Origin of the sequence: Neobacillus sp. SuZ13 (assembly GCF_030123365.1) — a bacterium.
Classification (GTDB): Bacteria; Bacillota; Bacilli; order Bacillales; family Cytobacillaceae; genus Neobacillus.
Genome location: NZ_CP126107.1, coordinates 1,773,196 through 1,789,228 on the forward strand (window position 1 = coordinate 1,773,196; position 16,033 = coordinate 1,789,228).

The following is a 16,033-nucleotide window of genomic DNA, read 5'->3' on the forward strand; positions in this document are numbered from 1 at the left end:
GGAGTTTTCAAATGAATAAAATAGCATTCGTGTTTCCAGGACAAGGGTCACAAACTGTCGGAATGGGAAAAGAATTAGCAGATAAACACTCTAAGGTTATGGATTATTTTAGAAGAGCGGATGAAAAGCTTAATATTCCACTGAGTAATCTAATTTTTGAAGGACCGAAGGAAGAATTGACTATTACCTTCAATACACAGCCTGCCCTATTAACAACAAGTATTGCTATTTTAGATTACTTCCAAAAATTTGGAATTAAGGCTGATTACGTGGCTGGTCACAGCTTAGGGGAATATACGGCGTTAGTTGCTGCCGGCACCCTTTCTTTTGAAGAAGGAGTTTATGCCGTCAGAAAACGCGGCGAATTTATGGAAAATGCAGTCCCAAATGGAGAAGGGTCAATGGCAGCCATACTAGGGCTTGACCGAGATAGTCTTCTTGCAGTAACAAATGAGGTAAGTGAATCTGGTAATCCCGTTTCACTCGCAAACTTAAATTGCCCTGGCCAAATCGTCATTTCTGGTTCAAGAAAAGGGGTCGAGTTGGCAAGTGCAAAAGCAAAAGAAGCAGGAGCAAAAAGGGCTCTTCCTCTAGAAGTTAGCGGCCCGTTCCATTCCACTTTAATGAAGCCTGCTGCAGACCAGTTGCGTGAAGTTCTGGATGGCGTTGAAATGAAGGATGCCGAAGTCCCGATCGTTGCAAATGTTACTGCAGAACCGATTAGATCAGCAGCTGAAATGAAGGATAAATTAATTGAGCAGCTCTATTCCCCTGTATTATGGGAAGATTCCGTTCGCAAAATGATTGAGTTAGGTGTCGATACTTTCATTGAAATTGGTCCTGGAAAAGTTCTTTCAGGTTTAATCAAAAAAATTGATAAAACAGTTACCACTTTCTCAGTCTCGGACGAGGAAAGTGCACAATCTGTTATTGATGCATTAAAGGAGGAGAAAATATGAATCTTGAAGGTAAAGCAGCCCTTGTAACAGGTGCATCAAGAGGAATCGGCAGAGAAATTGCTCTTGAACTTGCGAGGCAAGGAGCAAATGTAGCCGTAAATTATTCAGGCAGTGAAGCAAAAGCAAATGAGGTTGTCGATGAAATCAAAGCACTTGGCAGAGAAGCATTCGCTGTAAAATGTAATGTATCAAACTCTGAAGAAGTTGCTGAGATGGTTAAAGGAACAATAGACAATTTTGGTAAACTTGATATTCTAGTCAATAATGCAGGGATTACAAAGGATAATTTGTTGATGAGAATGAAAGAAGAAGAATGGGATGATGTTATTAATATCAACCTTAAAGGTGTATTCCTTTGTACTAAGGCGGTAACAAGGCAAATGATGAAACAGCGGGTAGGTCGGATCATTAATATTGCATCAATTGTTGGCGTTAGTGGGAATCCAGGACAGGCCAACTATGTTGCTGCTAAAGCCGGGGTCATCGGATTGACAAAAACAACTGCGAAAGAACTGGCGTCCCGCAACATTACAGTTAATGCAATCGCACCAGGCTTCATCACAACAGATATGACCGATAAACTGTCAGAAGACGTAAAAGCTGAGATGTTAAAACAGATACCATTGGCAAGATTGGGAGAGCCTAAAGATATCGCCAAAATCACTGCATTCCTAGCATCAGACGATTCTGCCTATATGACAGGACAAACTCTTCATATTGATGGCGGCATGGTAATGTAATAAGAAAGGCGGAAGCGCCTAGGCGCTGAAGCTAGACAGTTAAAAAGTTAAAAATGCAAATAGTAATAAAAACCTAGTGTATTATTTTGTTGAAATACTCTATAATAGCTTGAGGGGAGGTGAACAGGCATGGCAGAGGTATTAGAACGTGTAACAAAAATCATCGTTGACCGCTTAGGTGTAGATGAGTCTCAAGTTAAACTTGAAGCTTCATTTAAAGATGATCTTGGTGCTGATTCCCTTGACGTAGTTGAACTAGTTATGGAATTAGAAGATGAGTTCGATATGGAAATTTCTGACGATGATGCTGAAAAAATTAGCACAGTTGGTGACGCTGTTAATTACATACAAAGCACAAAGTAATCGTTGGATTTATTCACAAAAGCTCCGTTTTCAAACGGAGCTTTATTCTGTAAAATAGAACTTGGCTTCCAACAGTGATGCCAAGTTTCTTTGCGTTTTGTGAAAAACTTTTTTAAACTAGAATGTAGAAGTGTGTAAATTATTTGATGCAAGGTGGAGAAGTTTTGTATGCGCAAGAACAATAATGAAAAAGAGTTGAATAATCGCGCAAAAGAAAATCTTTTTAAAGATTTTCAACATACGATTGGTATTTCGATGGAGAACGAAAAATTATTAAAACAAGCATTTACTCATTCATCCTATGTGAATGAGCATCGCAGAAAGCCTTTCGAAGACAATGAGAGACTTGAGTTTTTAGGGGATGCGGTTCTAGAACTAACTGTTTCACAATTCCTTTACAAAAAATATCCAACGATGACAGAGGGCGAATTGACGAAACTTCGAGCAGCCATTGTTTGCGAGCCGTCTCTTGTATCTTTTGCCAATGAATTACATTTTGGAAAATTAGTTTTGTTAGGTAAAGGAGAAGAGATGACAGGTGGAAGAGAACGTCCAGCTTTATTAGCTGATGTTTTTGAAGCATTCATCGGGGCCCTTTATTTAGACCAAGGAATTGAAACAGTAATTAGTTTTCTTGAGAAAGTAGTCTTCCCTAAGATAAATGCTGGTGCTTTTTCTCATGTGATGGATTATAAAAGTCAATTACAGGAACTCATTCAGCGAGATGGTACAGGGACAATTGAATATCGTGTACTTCAAGAAATAGGACCTGCCCACAACAAAGAATTTGTTTCAAAAGTTTCCTTAAATGGTAAGGAATTAGGTGTAGGAACTGGAAAATCAAAGAAGGAAGCCGAACAACATGCCGCCCAAATGGCTTTAGACATATTAAAGGCTAAAACAACTTAGAATGACAAAATGTTTGCAGGGAGTCCGACTTGCATGCATAGGGAGGATTAAGAAATGTTTCTAAAACGGTTGGACATTATTGGCTTTAAGTCCTTCGCTGATCGTATAGGTGTTGATTTTGTTCCAGGCGTAACGGCAGTGGTAGGTCCCAATGGCAGTGGAAAAAGTAATATAACTGATGCCATCCGTTGGGTTTTGGGGGAACAATCAGCTAAATCGCTAAGAGGCACCAAAATGGAGGATATTATTTTTGGCGGAAGCGACACAAGGAAGCCTCTGAATTTTGCTGAAGTGACACTTACCTTAGATAACCAAGACCAAGGCTTGTCCCTTGATTATAACGAGGTAAGTGTGACTAGAAGAGTAACCCGATCGGGTGAGAGTGAATTCTTAATAAATAAACAGCAATGCCGTCTAAAAGATATTATTGATTTATTCATGGATTCTGGGCTGGGACGAGAAGCATTTTCGATTATCAGCCAAGGAAAAGTGGAAGAAATTTTAAATAGCAAAGCAGAAGAACGACGAACGATATTTGATGAAGCTGCTGGGGTTCTAAAGTATAAACAACGTAAGAAAAAAGCGGAAGTGAAATTGTTTGAGACTCAGGACAATTTAAACCGTGTAAATGATATACTTCACGAACTCGAAAGCCAAGTTGAGCCATTAAAAATACAGGCATCAATGGCCAAGGATTTTCTGGAGAAAAAAGAGGAACTTGAAAAGTTTGAAGTTTCCTTAACCGTTTATGAAATCGAGGATCTCCATCAAAAATGGGAAGACCTTTCAAAACAGTTAAAAGTACACCAGGAGGATGAACTCAAAATCTCATCTGAACTGCAAGTAAAGGAAGCTAAAATTGTTGAAAAAAGAGATCAGATAGCTGCATTCGATGAGTCAATTACTGACCTGCAAAACGTCCTTCTTCATGCAACAGAGGAACTAGAGAAACTTGAGGGGCGAAAAGAAGTCTTAAAAGAGCGTAAGAAAAATGCCTCCCAAAATAAAGAACAGCTTCAAACGAACATCACCGAATTAACTGATAAAATTAGCCAGTTAAAAAGGAATCGCGACAGTTTTTCTAAAACGGTTGAGGACCTTGGAAAACAAGTAAATCTATTACAAGTCCAATTAAAAGAAAAACAGGCAAAACTGCAATTATTTAATGAAAATATTGAAGAAAAAATTGAGAACTTAAAAAGTGAATATATTGAAATACTTAATGATCAAGCTGGTGCAAAAAATGAATTGAAATACATTGAACAGCAGCTTGAACAGCAGGAAAGAAAAAGTTCCCGTCTTGACGTTGAAAATGACAAGTTTATTGAAGAGCGGTTAATCGCGAAAGGTAAGAAATCAAAAATCCAATCCTCATTAAACGAAATACAACAAAAAATAGAGGGCCAAGTCGGTACTTATAGAGAAAAGCAGCGAAAGCTTGAAACATCAAAAAACAATTATCAAAAACAGGAAAAGACTTTGTACCAGGCATATCAAATTCTTCAGCAGGCACAGTCAAGAAAAGATATGCTTGAAGAAATGGAAGAAGATTACTCAGGCTTCTTTCAAGGTGTCAAAGAGGTTCTTAAAGCACGAGGAAAAACCCTTAAGGGAATTGAAGGGGCTGTTGCGGAACTTGTTACCGTTCCAAAAGAGTATGAAACTGCATTGGAAACTGCTTTTGGCGGAGCACTCCAGCATATTGTGGTGGATAATGAACCAAATGCACGTTCAGCTATTCAATATTTGAAACAAAATTCTTTTGGCAGGGCTACATTTTTACCTTTAAGTGTCATTAAGGGGAGAGCATTGTCTTCAGTCCAATTATCTTCGATTCAAAATCATCCATCCTTTATTGGTACAGCCGTCAGTCTTGTGAAATTTGATCCAAAATTCGCGGAGGTTATGAGCAGCCTTCTTGGAAATGTGGTAATAACGAGAGACTTAAAAGGTGCCAATGAATTAGCAAAAATTCTTCAATACCGCTGCCGGATGGTTACACTTGATGGGGATATCGTCAATCCTGGCGGTTCAATGACAGGTGGGGCGGTTAAGCAAAAAAACTCTTCTTTATTAACTCGTAAAGGGGAACTTGAGGAATTAAAAGAAAAGTTAATTGTGATGGAAGAAAAAACAATCCAGTTAGAGAATCTTGTAAAGTCATTAAAAACAGAGGTTCAAGATTTAGAGACTCTGCTGGATGAAATGCGAAAAAATGGCGAAGATTTGAGATTAAAGGAACTAACCTTAAAGGGAGACCTTCGCCAAGCAGAGCTTGAAGAAAAAAATATTAATGAACGATTAGCTATTTATGACCTTGAAAAAGGGCAATTTTCTGATGAGAAAACGACCCTTACCAATAGAAAAAATGAATTATCTGCTGCAATGGATAACTACAAAACGTCTCTAGCAGAATTAGATGCTCAAATAGCGAAACTTTCGGAACAAAAGTCGAATGATCTGACTTCAAAAGAAGCACTTTCGAATGAAATAAATGATTTAAAAGTTACCTTTGCCTCCAAGAATGAACAGTATATGAGTACACAAGAACGTTTAACACAATTACAAGCGGATTTAGATGAGAGTGAACAAAGGCTTTCTCTGTATAGCGAAGACCTCAATCTGTTAACTTCGGAAATGACAAATAGTTCATCCGGTGAGGAACAGTTAGAAACTGCTGCAATTAGAAAACAACAGGATAAAGATGCCGCGTTGCAGTTAATTTCTGCACGAAGAGAAGAACGTTTAACCTTAAAGACGACATTAGAAGATTTAGAGTTGGAAGTAAAAGAATTAAAACGACTTCAGCGTGGGCTGATTGTTGTTTTAAAAGACGAGGAAGTAAAAATTAACCGTTTGGATGTAGACCTTGAAAACCGTTTTGCCCGCTTAAGGGAAGAATATCTTTTATCGTTTGAAGGAGCTAAGGAGCAATATCCATTAACCATACCGCTAGAAGAGGCTAGAAAGAAGGTGAAGCTCATCAAACTGGCCATAGAGGAACTTGGAAATGTGAACATCGGAGCGATTGATGAATATGATCGTGTCTCTGAACGATATGAGTTTCTCAATGAACAAAAGACAGATCTCCAAGAGGCCAAAGAAACTCTTTACATGGTTATTGAGGAAATGGATGAGGAAATGAAAAAACGTTTTGAACAAACCTTTAATGGTATTCGAGAGCATTTTGAGCCAGTATTCAGGTCACTCTTCGGTGGTGGCAGAGCAGACTTAGTACTTACGATACCAGGAGATTTATTAAATACAGGTGTCGAAATTGTTGCACAGCCTCCGGGGAAAAAGCTGCAAAACTTAGGCTTATTATCAGGTGGAGAACGAGCATTAACAGCTATTGCACTCCTCTTTTCAATTTTAAAAGTCCGGCCTGTTCCATTCTGTATTCTTGATGAGGTTGAAGCTGCCTTGGATGAAGCGAATGTCCAGCGCTTTAGCCAATACTTAAAACGATATAGTACGGAGACACAATTTATTGTGATTACTCACCGCAAAGGTACAATGGAGGAAGCGGATGTATTATATGGGGTAACCATGCAAGAATCAGGCGTCTCAAAGCTAGTATCTGTTCGTCTAGAGGATACCAAAGAGCTTGTTGAAACTTAATAATTGTCATTGTTAAAAGTCGTAGTTGATTGGAGCGGAAGGCGCGAGACTCCTGCGGGAGGACGGGACAGGGGTGACCCCACAGGCGCTTAAGCGCCGAGGAGGCTCCCCGGACCGCCCGCGGAAAGCGAAGCGCCTGAAGCGGAAATCAACAACTAAATTTAACATAGCAAAAATAATAGGAAGTGATAAAATGAGTTTTTTTAAAAAATTAAAAGAAAAAATCACCAAATCAACCGATTCAGTTACAGAGAAGTTTAAGGAAGGTCTTACGAAGACAAGAGATAATTTTTCAGGAAAAGTAAATGATCTAGTCGCAAGATACCGCAAAGTAGATGAAGACTTTTTCGAAGAATTAGAGGAAATCATGATCCAAGCCGATGTCGGTTTTGATACCGTAATGAAATTAATAGAAGAGTTGAAAATGGAGGTCAAACGCCGGAACATCCAAGACCCACAGGAAGTTCAAAGCGTAATTTCCGAGAAATTGGTTGATATCTATAATGCTGGTGAAGAGCAATCCTCCAAATTAAACATTCAAGAGAATGGTCTCACAGTTATCCTATTTGTAGGGGTTAATGGTGTCGGGAAAACCACCACAATTGGTAAATTAGGTTACAAATTTAAAAATGAAGGAAAGAAAGTTCTATTGGCTGCAGGTGATACCTTCCGTGCAGGTGCGATTGAACAGCTGGAAGTTTGGGGAGATAGAGTCGGTGTTGACGTCATCAAGCAAGCAGAAGGGTCAGATCCTGCAGCAGTTATGTATGATGCCATTCAGGCAGCGAAGTCTCGGAAATCCGATATTTTGTTATGTGACACCGCTGGGCGTTTGCAAAACAAAGTTAACCTAATGAAAGAATTAGAGAAGGTTAAGCGTGTCATCGAAAAAGAAGTTCCTGGAGCGCCGCATGAAGTAATCCTAGTTTTAGATGCAACAACGGGTCAAAACGCGTTAATCCAGGCAAAAACATTTAAAGAAGTGACAAATGTAAGTGGGATCGTGCTTTCAAAATTGGACGGGACAGCCAAAGGTGGAATCGTCCTTGCGATTCGCAATGAATTAAAAATACCTGTTAAATTTGTTGGTCTGGGAGAAAAAATGGATGACCTTCAGGAATTTGATGCAGAGAAATATGTATATGGATTGTTTGCGAATGAAATTGAACAAACGGAATAAGTGATGTAAAGGGATTATCTTGACAGATAATGTCTGACCCTGTAAACTACTTATGTAAAGGCTTTTCACTTAACATACGTGTTGGAGGGGATTGGCATGCTTGAAAAGACAACACGAATGAATTATCTTTATGATTTTTATCATTCGTTGTTAACACCAAAGCAGCAAAGCTATATGTCTCTCTATTATTTAGATGATTTCTCATTAGGGGAAATAGCCGAAGAGTATGATGTCAGTCGACAAGCCGTTTATGATAATATTAAGCGGACCGAGACAATGCTCGAGGAGTATGAAGAAAAGCTGCTGTTATTTCATAAATTTCAAGAGCGTAGTAAACTTTTAAGAAATGTGAAAGAATTGCTTAACGAGGACGACCCTTCAAAGCAGGCAATGCTAGAAGCTGTTGCCGAGTTGGAGAATTTAGATTAGGAGGCGGCATGAATGGCATTTGAAGGATTAGCCGACCGACTGCAGAATACAATTCAGAAAATCCGCGGAAAAGGGAAAGTCTCAGAAGCGGATGTTAAAGAAATGATGCGGGAAGTGCGTCTCGCTTTACTAGAAGCAGACGTAAACTTTAAGGTAGTTAAAGATTTTGTGAAAAAAGTCAGTGAACGTGCCGTTGGGCAGGAAGTACTGAAAAGCTTAACACCAGGGCAGCAAATTATTAAAATCGTTAATGAAGAATTAACGGAATTAATGGGTGGAGAACAAAGCAAAATCGCTGCATCAAATCGTCCCCCTACTGTCATTATGATGGTCGGATTACAGGGTGCTGGTAAAACGACAACTTCGGGAAAACTTGCTAATTTACTTCGCAAAAAGTATAATCGCAAGCCATTGCTTGTTGCGGCTGATATTTACCGACCTGCTGCCATTAAACAACTTGAAACCCTTGGTAAACAATTGGACATGCCCGTTTTCTCACTCGGTGATCAAGTAAGCCCCGTAGAGATTGCTAGGCAGGCTATTGCAAAAGCAAAAGAAGATCACAATGATTATGTCCTCATTGATACAGCTGGTCGACTTCATGTGGATGAAGCATTAATGGGTGAGTTAAAAGACATTAAAGAATTGACAAAACCTGATGAAATCTTCTTAGTTGTCGATGCCATGACTGGTCAAGACGCAGTTAATGTTGCTCAAAGCTTTAATGAACAACTCGGTTTAACTGGTGTTGTATTAACCAAGTTGGACGGTGATACAAGGGGTGGAGCTGCGCTTTCGATACGCGCTGTGACGCAAACACCGATTAAATTTGTCGGTTTAGGTGAGAAGTTAGACGCTCTTGAACCGTTTCACCCTGAACGGATGGCATCAAGGATCCTGGGTATGGGTGACGTGCTTACGTTGATTGAAAAAGCACAGGCTAATGTAGATGAAGAAAAAGCCAAAGAGTTGGAACAAAAAATGCGGACAGCGTCTTTTACGCTCGAAGACTTTTTGGATCAGCTTGGTCAAGTCCGTAATTTAGGACCGCTTGACGAATTATTAAAGATGATGCCTGGTGCAAACAAAATCAAAGGGTTAAATAATCTTCAAATTGATGAAAAACAAATTGCCCATGTAGAAGCAATCATCCGTTCAATGACGAAGGCTGAAAAAAATAATCCTGAGATCTTGAACGCGAAACGGAAAAACCGGATTGCTAAGGGCAGCGGTCGTTCTGTAACAGAAGTAAACCGTTTGTTGAAGCAGTTTGAAGACATGAAAAAAATGATGAAACAAATGACTGGAATGCAGCAAAAAGGCAAGAAAAAAGGTGGATTTAAGTTCCCATTTAATCCATTTTAACCTGTTTTGTTTTTGAAAAAATTGGTAATACTGTATGTAAAGAAAAAACACTTTACAAACTATAAAAGAATTGATAATATACTATCTTGTGTGAAACTATTCGGAGGTGCTTTTTTAAAATGGCAGTTAAAATTCGTTTAAAACGTATGGGAGCTAACAAAACTCCTTTCTATCGTATCGTAGTAGCAGATTCTCGTTCACCACGTGATGGACGTTACATCGAGGTTGTTGGAACTTACAATCCAGTTGCACAACCAGCAAAAGTTGAGATCAACGAAGAACTAGCTCTTAAATGGTTACAAGACGGTGCAAAACCATCTGATACAGTTCGTAACCTTTTCTCTAACCAAGGCATCATGGAAAAATTCCATAATGCAAAATTAAGTAAGTAAAACGGTCGACGATGAAACAATTAGTCGAAACGATTGTTAAGCCCCTTGTAGATTTTCCAGAAGACGTCCATGTGGATGTTAAGGAAGACGACACCCGGATTACTTATCAGCTGTCTGTGAATAAAACAGATATGGGGAAAGTAATTGGTAAACAAGGGCGTGTTGCAAAGGCCATTAGAACTGTTGTTTATGCAGCAGGATCATCACAACAAAAGAAAATTTTTCTAGAAATTGGTGAATAGCTTTTTGCACCTAGATGAAAGGGAGGAATTAATTCCTCCCTTTTTTGCTATAAGAAAAGCGGAAGCGCCTTGCTTATGACCCCGAGCCCCTAGGCGCTGGAGCTAGACAGAGAAGGGCAGAACTTTTAGGGAGGCATTTTCTTTGCAAATCATTCAAACTGTTGTGGTTAAACAAATTCTAACGGAAGATAGTAAGAAAAAATTATTCGATCAATATGAGGCTAAAAAACAGCAGCTTCAACGGGAAAACAGTCAGCTTCAATTTGAGTTGAAGCGGATGGAAAAAACAAAGAATTTTTCACCTGGTGCATTGAAGAATCATTTTGAAAAAGAAATCAATAAAAGATTAGAAAAAGAAAAGCTTCTTGAGTTTCAAATCGAACAATTACATATGCTACCTTTAGGCAGTGAATTAAAGGAAAAGGAAGTCCAGGCGCTTATTGAGGTAAAAGTAGGCGATTCGTGGAATGAACGTCGGGGACAGTCCGAGATCATCATTAAAGACGGTATAATTGAGGAAATCAGAGAAGGTGAATAAAGAAATGGAAAAATGGTTTAATGTAGGGAAAATTGTTAATACACAGGGCATTAAGGGGGAAGTCCGGGTTATATCAAAAACTGACTTCCCTGAAAAACGCTATAAGGCTGGAAATGTATTATATTTGTTTATGCCGGGTTCAAGTTCGCCGATTGAATTAACAGTTAAAAGCCACCGAACCCATAAAAATTTTGAATTACTTACATTTGAAGGGTATAACAATATCAATGAAGTTGAAAAGTTTAGGGAAGGAATTTTAAAAGTACCAGAATCACAACTAGGTACACTTAAGAAAGATGAGTTTTATTACCATGAGATTATTGGATGTCTTGTTGCTACAACAAAAGGCGAGGAACTTGGAAAAGTCACTGAAATTCTATCACCTGGCGCAAACGACGTATGGGTAGTTAAGGGTAAAGGCGGCAAAGAATTATTAATCCCTTACATCCATGATGTGGTCAAGAAAGTAGATGTGAAAGAAAAAGTCGTCCTAATCGAACCGATGGAAGGGCTGCTTTCATGATGCAGATTGATATCCTTACCCTTTTCCCGGAAATGTTTTCCGGGGTATTTGGTCAATCAATTTTGAATAAAGCTGCTGAAAAATCTGCAGTAAACTATTCAGTCATAAATTTTCGTGAGTATGCAGATAACAAACATTCTACTGTTGATGATTATCCCTATGGCGGCGGTGCAGGAATGGTTTTAAAACCGCAGCCGATCTTTGATGCCGTATCAGCACTAAGGGATAGAGCTAAAAGTAAGAATCCAAGGGTAATTCTTCTTTGCCCCCAAGGTGAACGCTATGAACAGCGAAAAGCTGAGGAATTGTCAAAAGAAGAGCATTTAATTTTTATTTGCGGTCATTATGAGGGATACGATGAACGAATAAGGGAACATGTGGTAACAGATGAAATCTCAATTGGTGATTATGTCCTGACTGGTGGTGAACTTGGTGCAATGGTGGTAGTTGATAGTGTAGTCCGCCTTCTGCCAGAAGTGTTAGGTAATCAGGAATCACATATGAAAGACTCCTTCAGTACGGGACTGCTAGAACATCCTCACTACACAAGACCGGCTGATTTCAGAGGCATGAAAGTACCTGATGTTCTAATATCAGGGAATCATAAGTTAATAGAAGAATGGCGCAATAAAGAAGCATTACGTAGAACACTTGTAAGACGCCCAGACCTTTTGGAAAAAATAGAATTAACAGATGAGCAGGAAAAATGGCTTAAAGAAATAAAAAAAGAATACAAGTAGTATTGCACGTGCCTAGTAATTATGGTATGATACTACTTGTGACTTGAGCTGATACCTATCAGATTGTAGTCTTATAACGATGTTCCGCTGCAATGGATTTAGAAGTTTGATGTGCATGAGCGTCTGTTGGAAGGAGTTGAAAACGATGCAAAAATTGATTGAAGAAATCACAAAAGAACAACTTCGTACTGATCTTCCTGCTTTCCGTCCTGGTGACACTGTACGTGTACACGTTAAAGTTGTCGAGGGTACTCGTGAGCGTATTCAGTTATTTGAAGGTGTTGTGATTAAGCGTCGTGGTGGTGGAATTAGCGAAACTTTTACAGTTCGTAAAATTTCTTACGGAGTAGGCGTTGAGCGTACTTTCCCAGTACACACACCAAAAATTGCGAAGCTAGAAGTACTTCGTCGCGGTAAAGTTCGCCGTGCTAAGCTTTACTACTTGCGTAATCTTCGCGGTAAAAAAGCAAGAATTAAAGAGATTCGATAATAAAAAAGAAGAAGAGCTTGCTCGGAAGCAGGCTCTTTTTTACGTATATTGATTACCCATTATTGCTTGTTTTTTAACAAATTATTAAAGTTTGATTAAAAAATATGATCCCATCGTGTTAAATTTGTTGAAGTTATGTAAAATAAGCTTTATAAAAACTTTTTTTTACAGAGATTGGCGGGGATTGTTATGACAAAAAAGAAAAATGAACTGTGGGAATGGACAAAAGCCCTTTTGATTGCCGTTATCTTAGCTGCAGTCATTCGTTACTTTCTATTTGCTCCGATTGTTGTTGATGGGTTATCGATGATGCCGACATTGAAGGACCAGGATCGGATGATAGTAAATAAATTTAGTTACAATATTGGTGAGCCAAAGCGATTTGATATCATTGTCTTTCATGCTCCAGAGCAAAAGGATTACATAAAGCGCGTAATTGGACTGCCCGGCGACACCATTGAGTATAAAGATGATATATTATATGTTAATGGAAAAGCGTATAAAGAACCATATTTGGATAAGTATAAAAAAGAAGTACAAGATGGACCATTAACAGATGCATTCACTTTGGAAGAAAAAATAGGTCGAAAAACAGTTCCAGAAGGTGAATTATTTGTGATGGGCGACAATCGCCGTTTCAGTAAAGATAGTCGTCACATTGGGACCGTTCCATATAGTAAAATAATCGGTAAAACAAGCTTCGTTTACTGGCCTTTAAATGATGCACATATCGTAACAGTGAAATAAAGTTTACTATTCAGCGAAAGCGCCTAGCCCCTCGAGGTCAAAAGCCAATCCGACATGAAGGTTAAGAAGCAACCTTCATGCCAGCTTGGCTTTTGCTTGTCGGGGCTGGTCAAGGCGCTTTCGCTTTTAAGGGAGGTGGCCAACGATGACGATCCAGTGGTTTCCTGGCCATATGGCAAAAGCTCGCAGAGAGGTCACAGAAAAGTTAAAGTTAGTTGATATTATATTTGAATTGGTGGATGCGAGGATTCCCTATTCTTCGAGAAATCCAATGATAGATGAAATCATTCAACATAAGCCTAGGCTTGTCTTGTTAAATAAAGCAGACATGGCTGATCGAGAAGCAACAAAGGAATGGATTCAGTTCTTTGCCGAAAAAGGAATTAAAGCAATAGCAATTAATTCTCAGGCTGGAGAAGGTATGAGAGAAATTGCGCAAGCTTCACAAGAAATATTAAAAGAAAAATTTGACCGTCTTAGAGCAAGAGGGGTGACAAATCCACGGGCAATTCGTGCAATGATAGTCGGAATTCCCAATGCGGGTAAATCTACTTTGATTAATCGGTTAGCGAAGAAAAATATCGCTAAAACTGGTAATACTCCAGGTGTTACGAAAGCCCAACAATGGATTAAAGTAGGAAAGGAAATGGAACTTCTCGACACGCCAGGAATATTATGGCCAAAGTTTGAGGACCAAGAAGTTGGCAAAAAACTGGCCGTTACAGGGGCTATCAAAGATACATTACTGAACCTCCAAGACCTCACAGTTTATGTCCTTAGGTTTTTAGAACGGGAATATCCAGAGCGCTTAAAGGAGCGTTACAGTCTTGAAACTCTACCTGAAGATGTGGTAGAGATGTTTGATAAAATAGGTGTACTGCGCGGATGCCTTGCGGCTGGTGGCATTGTTGATTATGATAAGGTATCTGAATTGGTCATCAAGGAAATTAGATCCGAGAAATTTGGCCGGATTACATTTGAACGACCTGATGATTTAATTTCTGAATAAAGAATTAGTTTTTACTCTCCGGACGGAGAGTCTTTTTTATGTATTTTTCCCAGTATTTATCGAAGGCTATTTTGCCTTTTTTCTTGTAATATTATTGTATAGAAAGTAAAGGAGCGTCCTATATGAAATATCGTTCTGCATTTGATATTATTGGTCCTGTCATGATTGGACCATCGAGCTCACATACAGCAGGCGCAGCACGAATTGGCCGGGTAGCAAGAACATTATTCGGTCAGTTGCCAAAGAAAGCAATCATCTCATTGTATGGTTCGTTTGCAAAAACCTATAAAGGACACGGAACAGACTTTGCCATTGTGGCTGGACTTTTAGATTTGGATACATTTGATGACCGAATGCCAAAATCTTTGGAAATTGCAAAAGAAATGGGTTTAGAGGTGACCTTTCGTACGGAAGAGGCGGTAACAGATCACCCAAACACCGTGAAAATAAATTTGTATCATGAAGATAACAAACTTGAATTGGTTGGAATTTCAATTGGCGGTGGAACAATCGAGATTACTGAAATAAATTCATTCCCATTGAAACTTTCGGGTGAACACCCTGCAATTTTAGTTATTCATCAAGATCGTTTTGGTATCATTTCAGCTGTAACAAGTGTGTTATCAAAATATGAAATTAACATTGGCCATATGGAAGTTTCGCGATTAGAAAAAGGGGAAATGGCTTTAATGGTTATTGAGGTCGACCAGAAGATTGATGACAAGGTCATAGTGGAATTACAGAATCTTTCAAATGTATCACAAATTATTCGCATGGCTGATTAAATAAACTTACTTGACATCAGGAGGTGCTCAAATGTTTCGAAATGTAGACGAACTTGTTCAACTTGCAGAAAGCAATCAGGTTAAAATTGCAGAAATCATGATTCGTCAAGAAATCGAGGTTTCTGGTCTTTCTAGAGAAGAAATTCTAGGTAAAATGAATAGGAACCTAGTGGTAATGGAGCAAGCGGTGGAAAGAGGTTTAAAGGGAGTACATTCCCATACAGGCCTAACTGGCGGCGACGCAGTGTTGCTTCAAAACTATATTAAGAGTGGCCAAGCCCTAGGGGGAACAATTTTGTTAGATGCCGTTAGTAAGGCAGTGGCAACTAATGAAGTGAACGCAGCAATGGGTGTTATTTGTGCTACACCAACGGCAGGTTCAGCAGGAGTAGTACCAGGAACTTTATTTGCGTTAAAAGAAAAATTAAATCCAACGCGGCAAGAAATGATTGAATTTTTATTTACGGCAGCCGCTTTCGGTTTCGTTGTCGCTAATAATGCCTCTATTTCTGGCGCGGCAGGTGGATGCCAGGCAGAAGTAGGTTCAGCGAGTGGAATGGCTGCAGCAGCGATTGTTGAATTAGCAGGCGGCTCGCCAAAGCAGGCTGCCGAGGCGATGGCGATCACTCTGAAAAATATGCTTGGATTAGTATGCGATCCAGTTGCTGGTTTAGTTGAGGTTCCTTGTGTAAAACGGAATGCAATGGGTGCCTCTAATGCTATTACGGCAGCAGATATGGCGTTGGCGGGAATTACAAGTAGAATCCCTTGTGACGAAGTCATTCATGCGATGTTTTTAATAGGCCAATCTATGCCTTCTGCTTTAAGAGAAACAGCCGAGGGCGGACTTGCAGCGACTCCTACAGGAAAAAGATTGGAACAAGAAATTTTCGGCATGGACAAACCATTCAAATTAAAAGACTTAGTATTATCCTAATGTGAATAACACCCAATGCTAAAGAAAATTGGGTGTTATTTTGTTTGTTATAAAAATGATAACG

General features: G+C 39.2%; 18 protein-coding genes. All 18 read left to right on the forward strand.

Translation table 11 applies throughout. The annotated features are described in order from the left end of the window. Positions 1-11: 11 nt before the first annotated feature. The 18 genes from fabD (at position 12) to sdaAA (ending at position 15,969) form a co-directional block, all read left to right on the forward strand. Positions 12-959: an ACP S-malonyltransferase gene (fabD, locus tag QNH17_RS08630; protein WP_283878294.1), complete on the forward strand. Its 948-nt coding sequence runs from the start codon at positions 12-14 to the stop codon at positions 957-959. Further along, positions 956-1,699 carry a 3-oxoacyl-[acyl-carrier-protein] reductase gene (fabG, locus tag QNH17_RS08635; RefSeq protein ID WP_283878295.1) on the forward strand — a complete coding sequence of 248 codons (744 nt, stop codon included), beginning with the start codon at positions 956-958 and terminating at the stop codon, positions 1,697-1,699. Before fabD ends, fabG begins: the two co-directional genes overlap by 4 nt. A gap of 129 nt (positions 1,700-1,828) precedes the next feature. Further along, positions 1,829-2,062, forward strand: coding sequence for an acyl carrier protein (gene acpP / locus QNH17_RS08640; RefSeq protein ID WP_026566432.1), 234 nt, complete (start codon positions 1,829-1,831; stop codon positions 2,060-2,062). A 168-nt stretch (positions 2,063-2,230) separates the two neighbouring features. Continuing rightward, complete coding sequence (gene rnc, locus QNH17_RS08645) at positions 2,231-2,971, forward strand: ribonuclease III (RefSeq protein ID WP_283878296.1); 741 nt, start codon at positions 2,231-2,233, stop codon at positions 2,969-2,971. A 54-nt stretch (positions 2,972-3,025) separates the two neighbouring features. Continuing rightward, entirely contained in the window at positions 3,026-6,592 is a 3,567-nt protein-coding gene (gene smc, locus QNH17_RS08650; protein ID WP_283878297.1) for a chromosome segregation protein SMC, read from the forward strand. A 193-nt stretch (positions 6,593-6,785) separates the two neighbouring features. Then, positions 6,786-7,772 carry a signal recognition particle-docking protein FtsY gene (gene ftsY / locus QNH17_RS08655; protein WP_283878298.1) on the forward strand — a complete coding sequence of 329 codons (987 nt, stop codon included), beginning with the start codon at positions 6,786-6,788 and terminating at the stop codon, positions 7,770-7,772. A 96-nt stretch (positions 7,773-7,868) separates the two neighbouring features. Further along, positions 7,869-8,201: a putative DNA-binding protein gene (locus tag QNH17_RS08660; RefSeq protein ID WP_098571669.1), complete on the forward strand. Its 333-nt coding sequence runs from the start codon at positions 7,869-7,871 to the stop codon at positions 8,199-8,201. 12 nt (positions 8,202-8,213) lie between these two features. Next, entirely contained in the window at positions 8,214-9,566 is a 1,353-nt protein-coding gene (ffh, locus tag QNH17_RS08665; RefSeq protein WP_283878299.1) for a signal recognition particle protein, read from the forward strand. Positions 9,567-9,685: 119 nt separating this feature from the next. Then, positions 9,686-9,958 (forward strand): 30S ribosomal protein S16, encoded by a 273-nt coding sequence (rpsP, locus tag QNH17_RS08670; RefSeq protein WP_144549000.1) that lies wholly within the window; start codon positions 9,686-9,688, stop codon positions 9,956-9,958. An 11-nt stretch (positions 9,959-9,969) separates the two neighbouring features. After that, positions 9,970-10,200 carry a KH domain-containing protein gene (locus QNH17_RS08675; protein ID WP_026566439.1) on the forward strand — a complete coding sequence of 77 codons (231 nt, stop codon included), beginning with the start codon at positions 9,970-9,972 and terminating at the stop codon, positions 10,198-10,200. Positions 10,201-10,342: 142 nt separating this feature from the next. Continuing rightward, positions 10,343-10,738, forward strand: a complete 396-nt coding sequence (locus tag QNH17_RS08680; protein ID WP_283878300.1) for a YlqD family protein — start codon at positions 10,343-10,345, stop codon at positions 10,736-10,738. A gap of 4 nt (positions 10,739-10,742) precedes the next feature. Further along, the gene (gene rimM, locus QNH17_RS08685) at positions 10,743-11,261 is read left to right on the forward strand and encodes a ribosome maturation factor RimM (protein ID WP_283878301.1); all 519 of its coding nucleotides are present in this window, start codon (positions 10,743-10,745) and stop codon (positions 11,259-11,261) included. Continuing rightward, the gene (gene trmD, locus QNH17_RS08690) at positions 11,258-12,001 is read left to right on the forward strand and encodes a tRNA (guanosine(37)-N1)-methyltransferase TrmD (protein ID WP_283878302.1); all 744 of its coding nucleotides are present in this window, start codon (positions 11,258-11,260) and stop codon (positions 11,999-12,001) included. Before rimM ends, trmD begins: the two co-directional genes overlap by 4 nt. A gap of 145 nt (positions 12,002-12,146) precedes the next feature. Beyond that, positions 12,147-12,491 (forward strand): 50S ribosomal protein L19, encoded by a 345-nt coding sequence (rplS, locus tag QNH17_RS08695; protein ID WP_026566443.1) that lies wholly within the window; start codon positions 12,147-12,149, stop codon positions 12,489-12,491. 189 nt (positions 12,492-12,680) lie between these two features. Further along, the gene (gene lepB / locus QNH17_RS08700; protein WP_283878303.1) at positions 12,681-13,238 is read left to right on the forward strand and encodes a signal peptidase I; all 558 of its coding nucleotides are present in this window, start codon (positions 12,681-12,683) and stop codon (positions 13,236-13,238) included. Between the two features lie 145 nt (positions 13,239-13,383). Next, entirely contained in the window at positions 13,384-14,247 is an 864-nt protein-coding gene (gene ylqF / locus QNH17_RS08705) for a ribosome biogenesis GTPase YlqF (RefSeq protein ID WP_283878304.1), read from the forward strand. 122 nt (positions 14,248-14,369) lie between these two features. After that, positions 14,370-15,032 carry an L-serine ammonia-lyase, iron-sulfur-dependent subunit beta gene (gene sdaAB, locus QNH17_RS08710; RefSeq protein ID WP_283878305.1) on the forward strand — a complete coding sequence of 221 codons (663 nt, stop codon included), beginning with the start codon at positions 14,370-14,372 and terminating at the stop codon, positions 15,030-15,032. A gap of 31 nt (positions 15,033-15,063) precedes the next feature. Further along, positions 15,064-15,969, forward strand: coding sequence for an L-serine ammonia-lyase, iron-sulfur-dependent, subunit alpha (sdaAA, locus tag QNH17_RS08715; protein ID WP_283878306.1), 906 nt, complete (start codon positions 15,064-15,066; stop codon positions 15,967-15,969). Positions 15,970-16,033 lie beyond the last annotated feature (64 nt).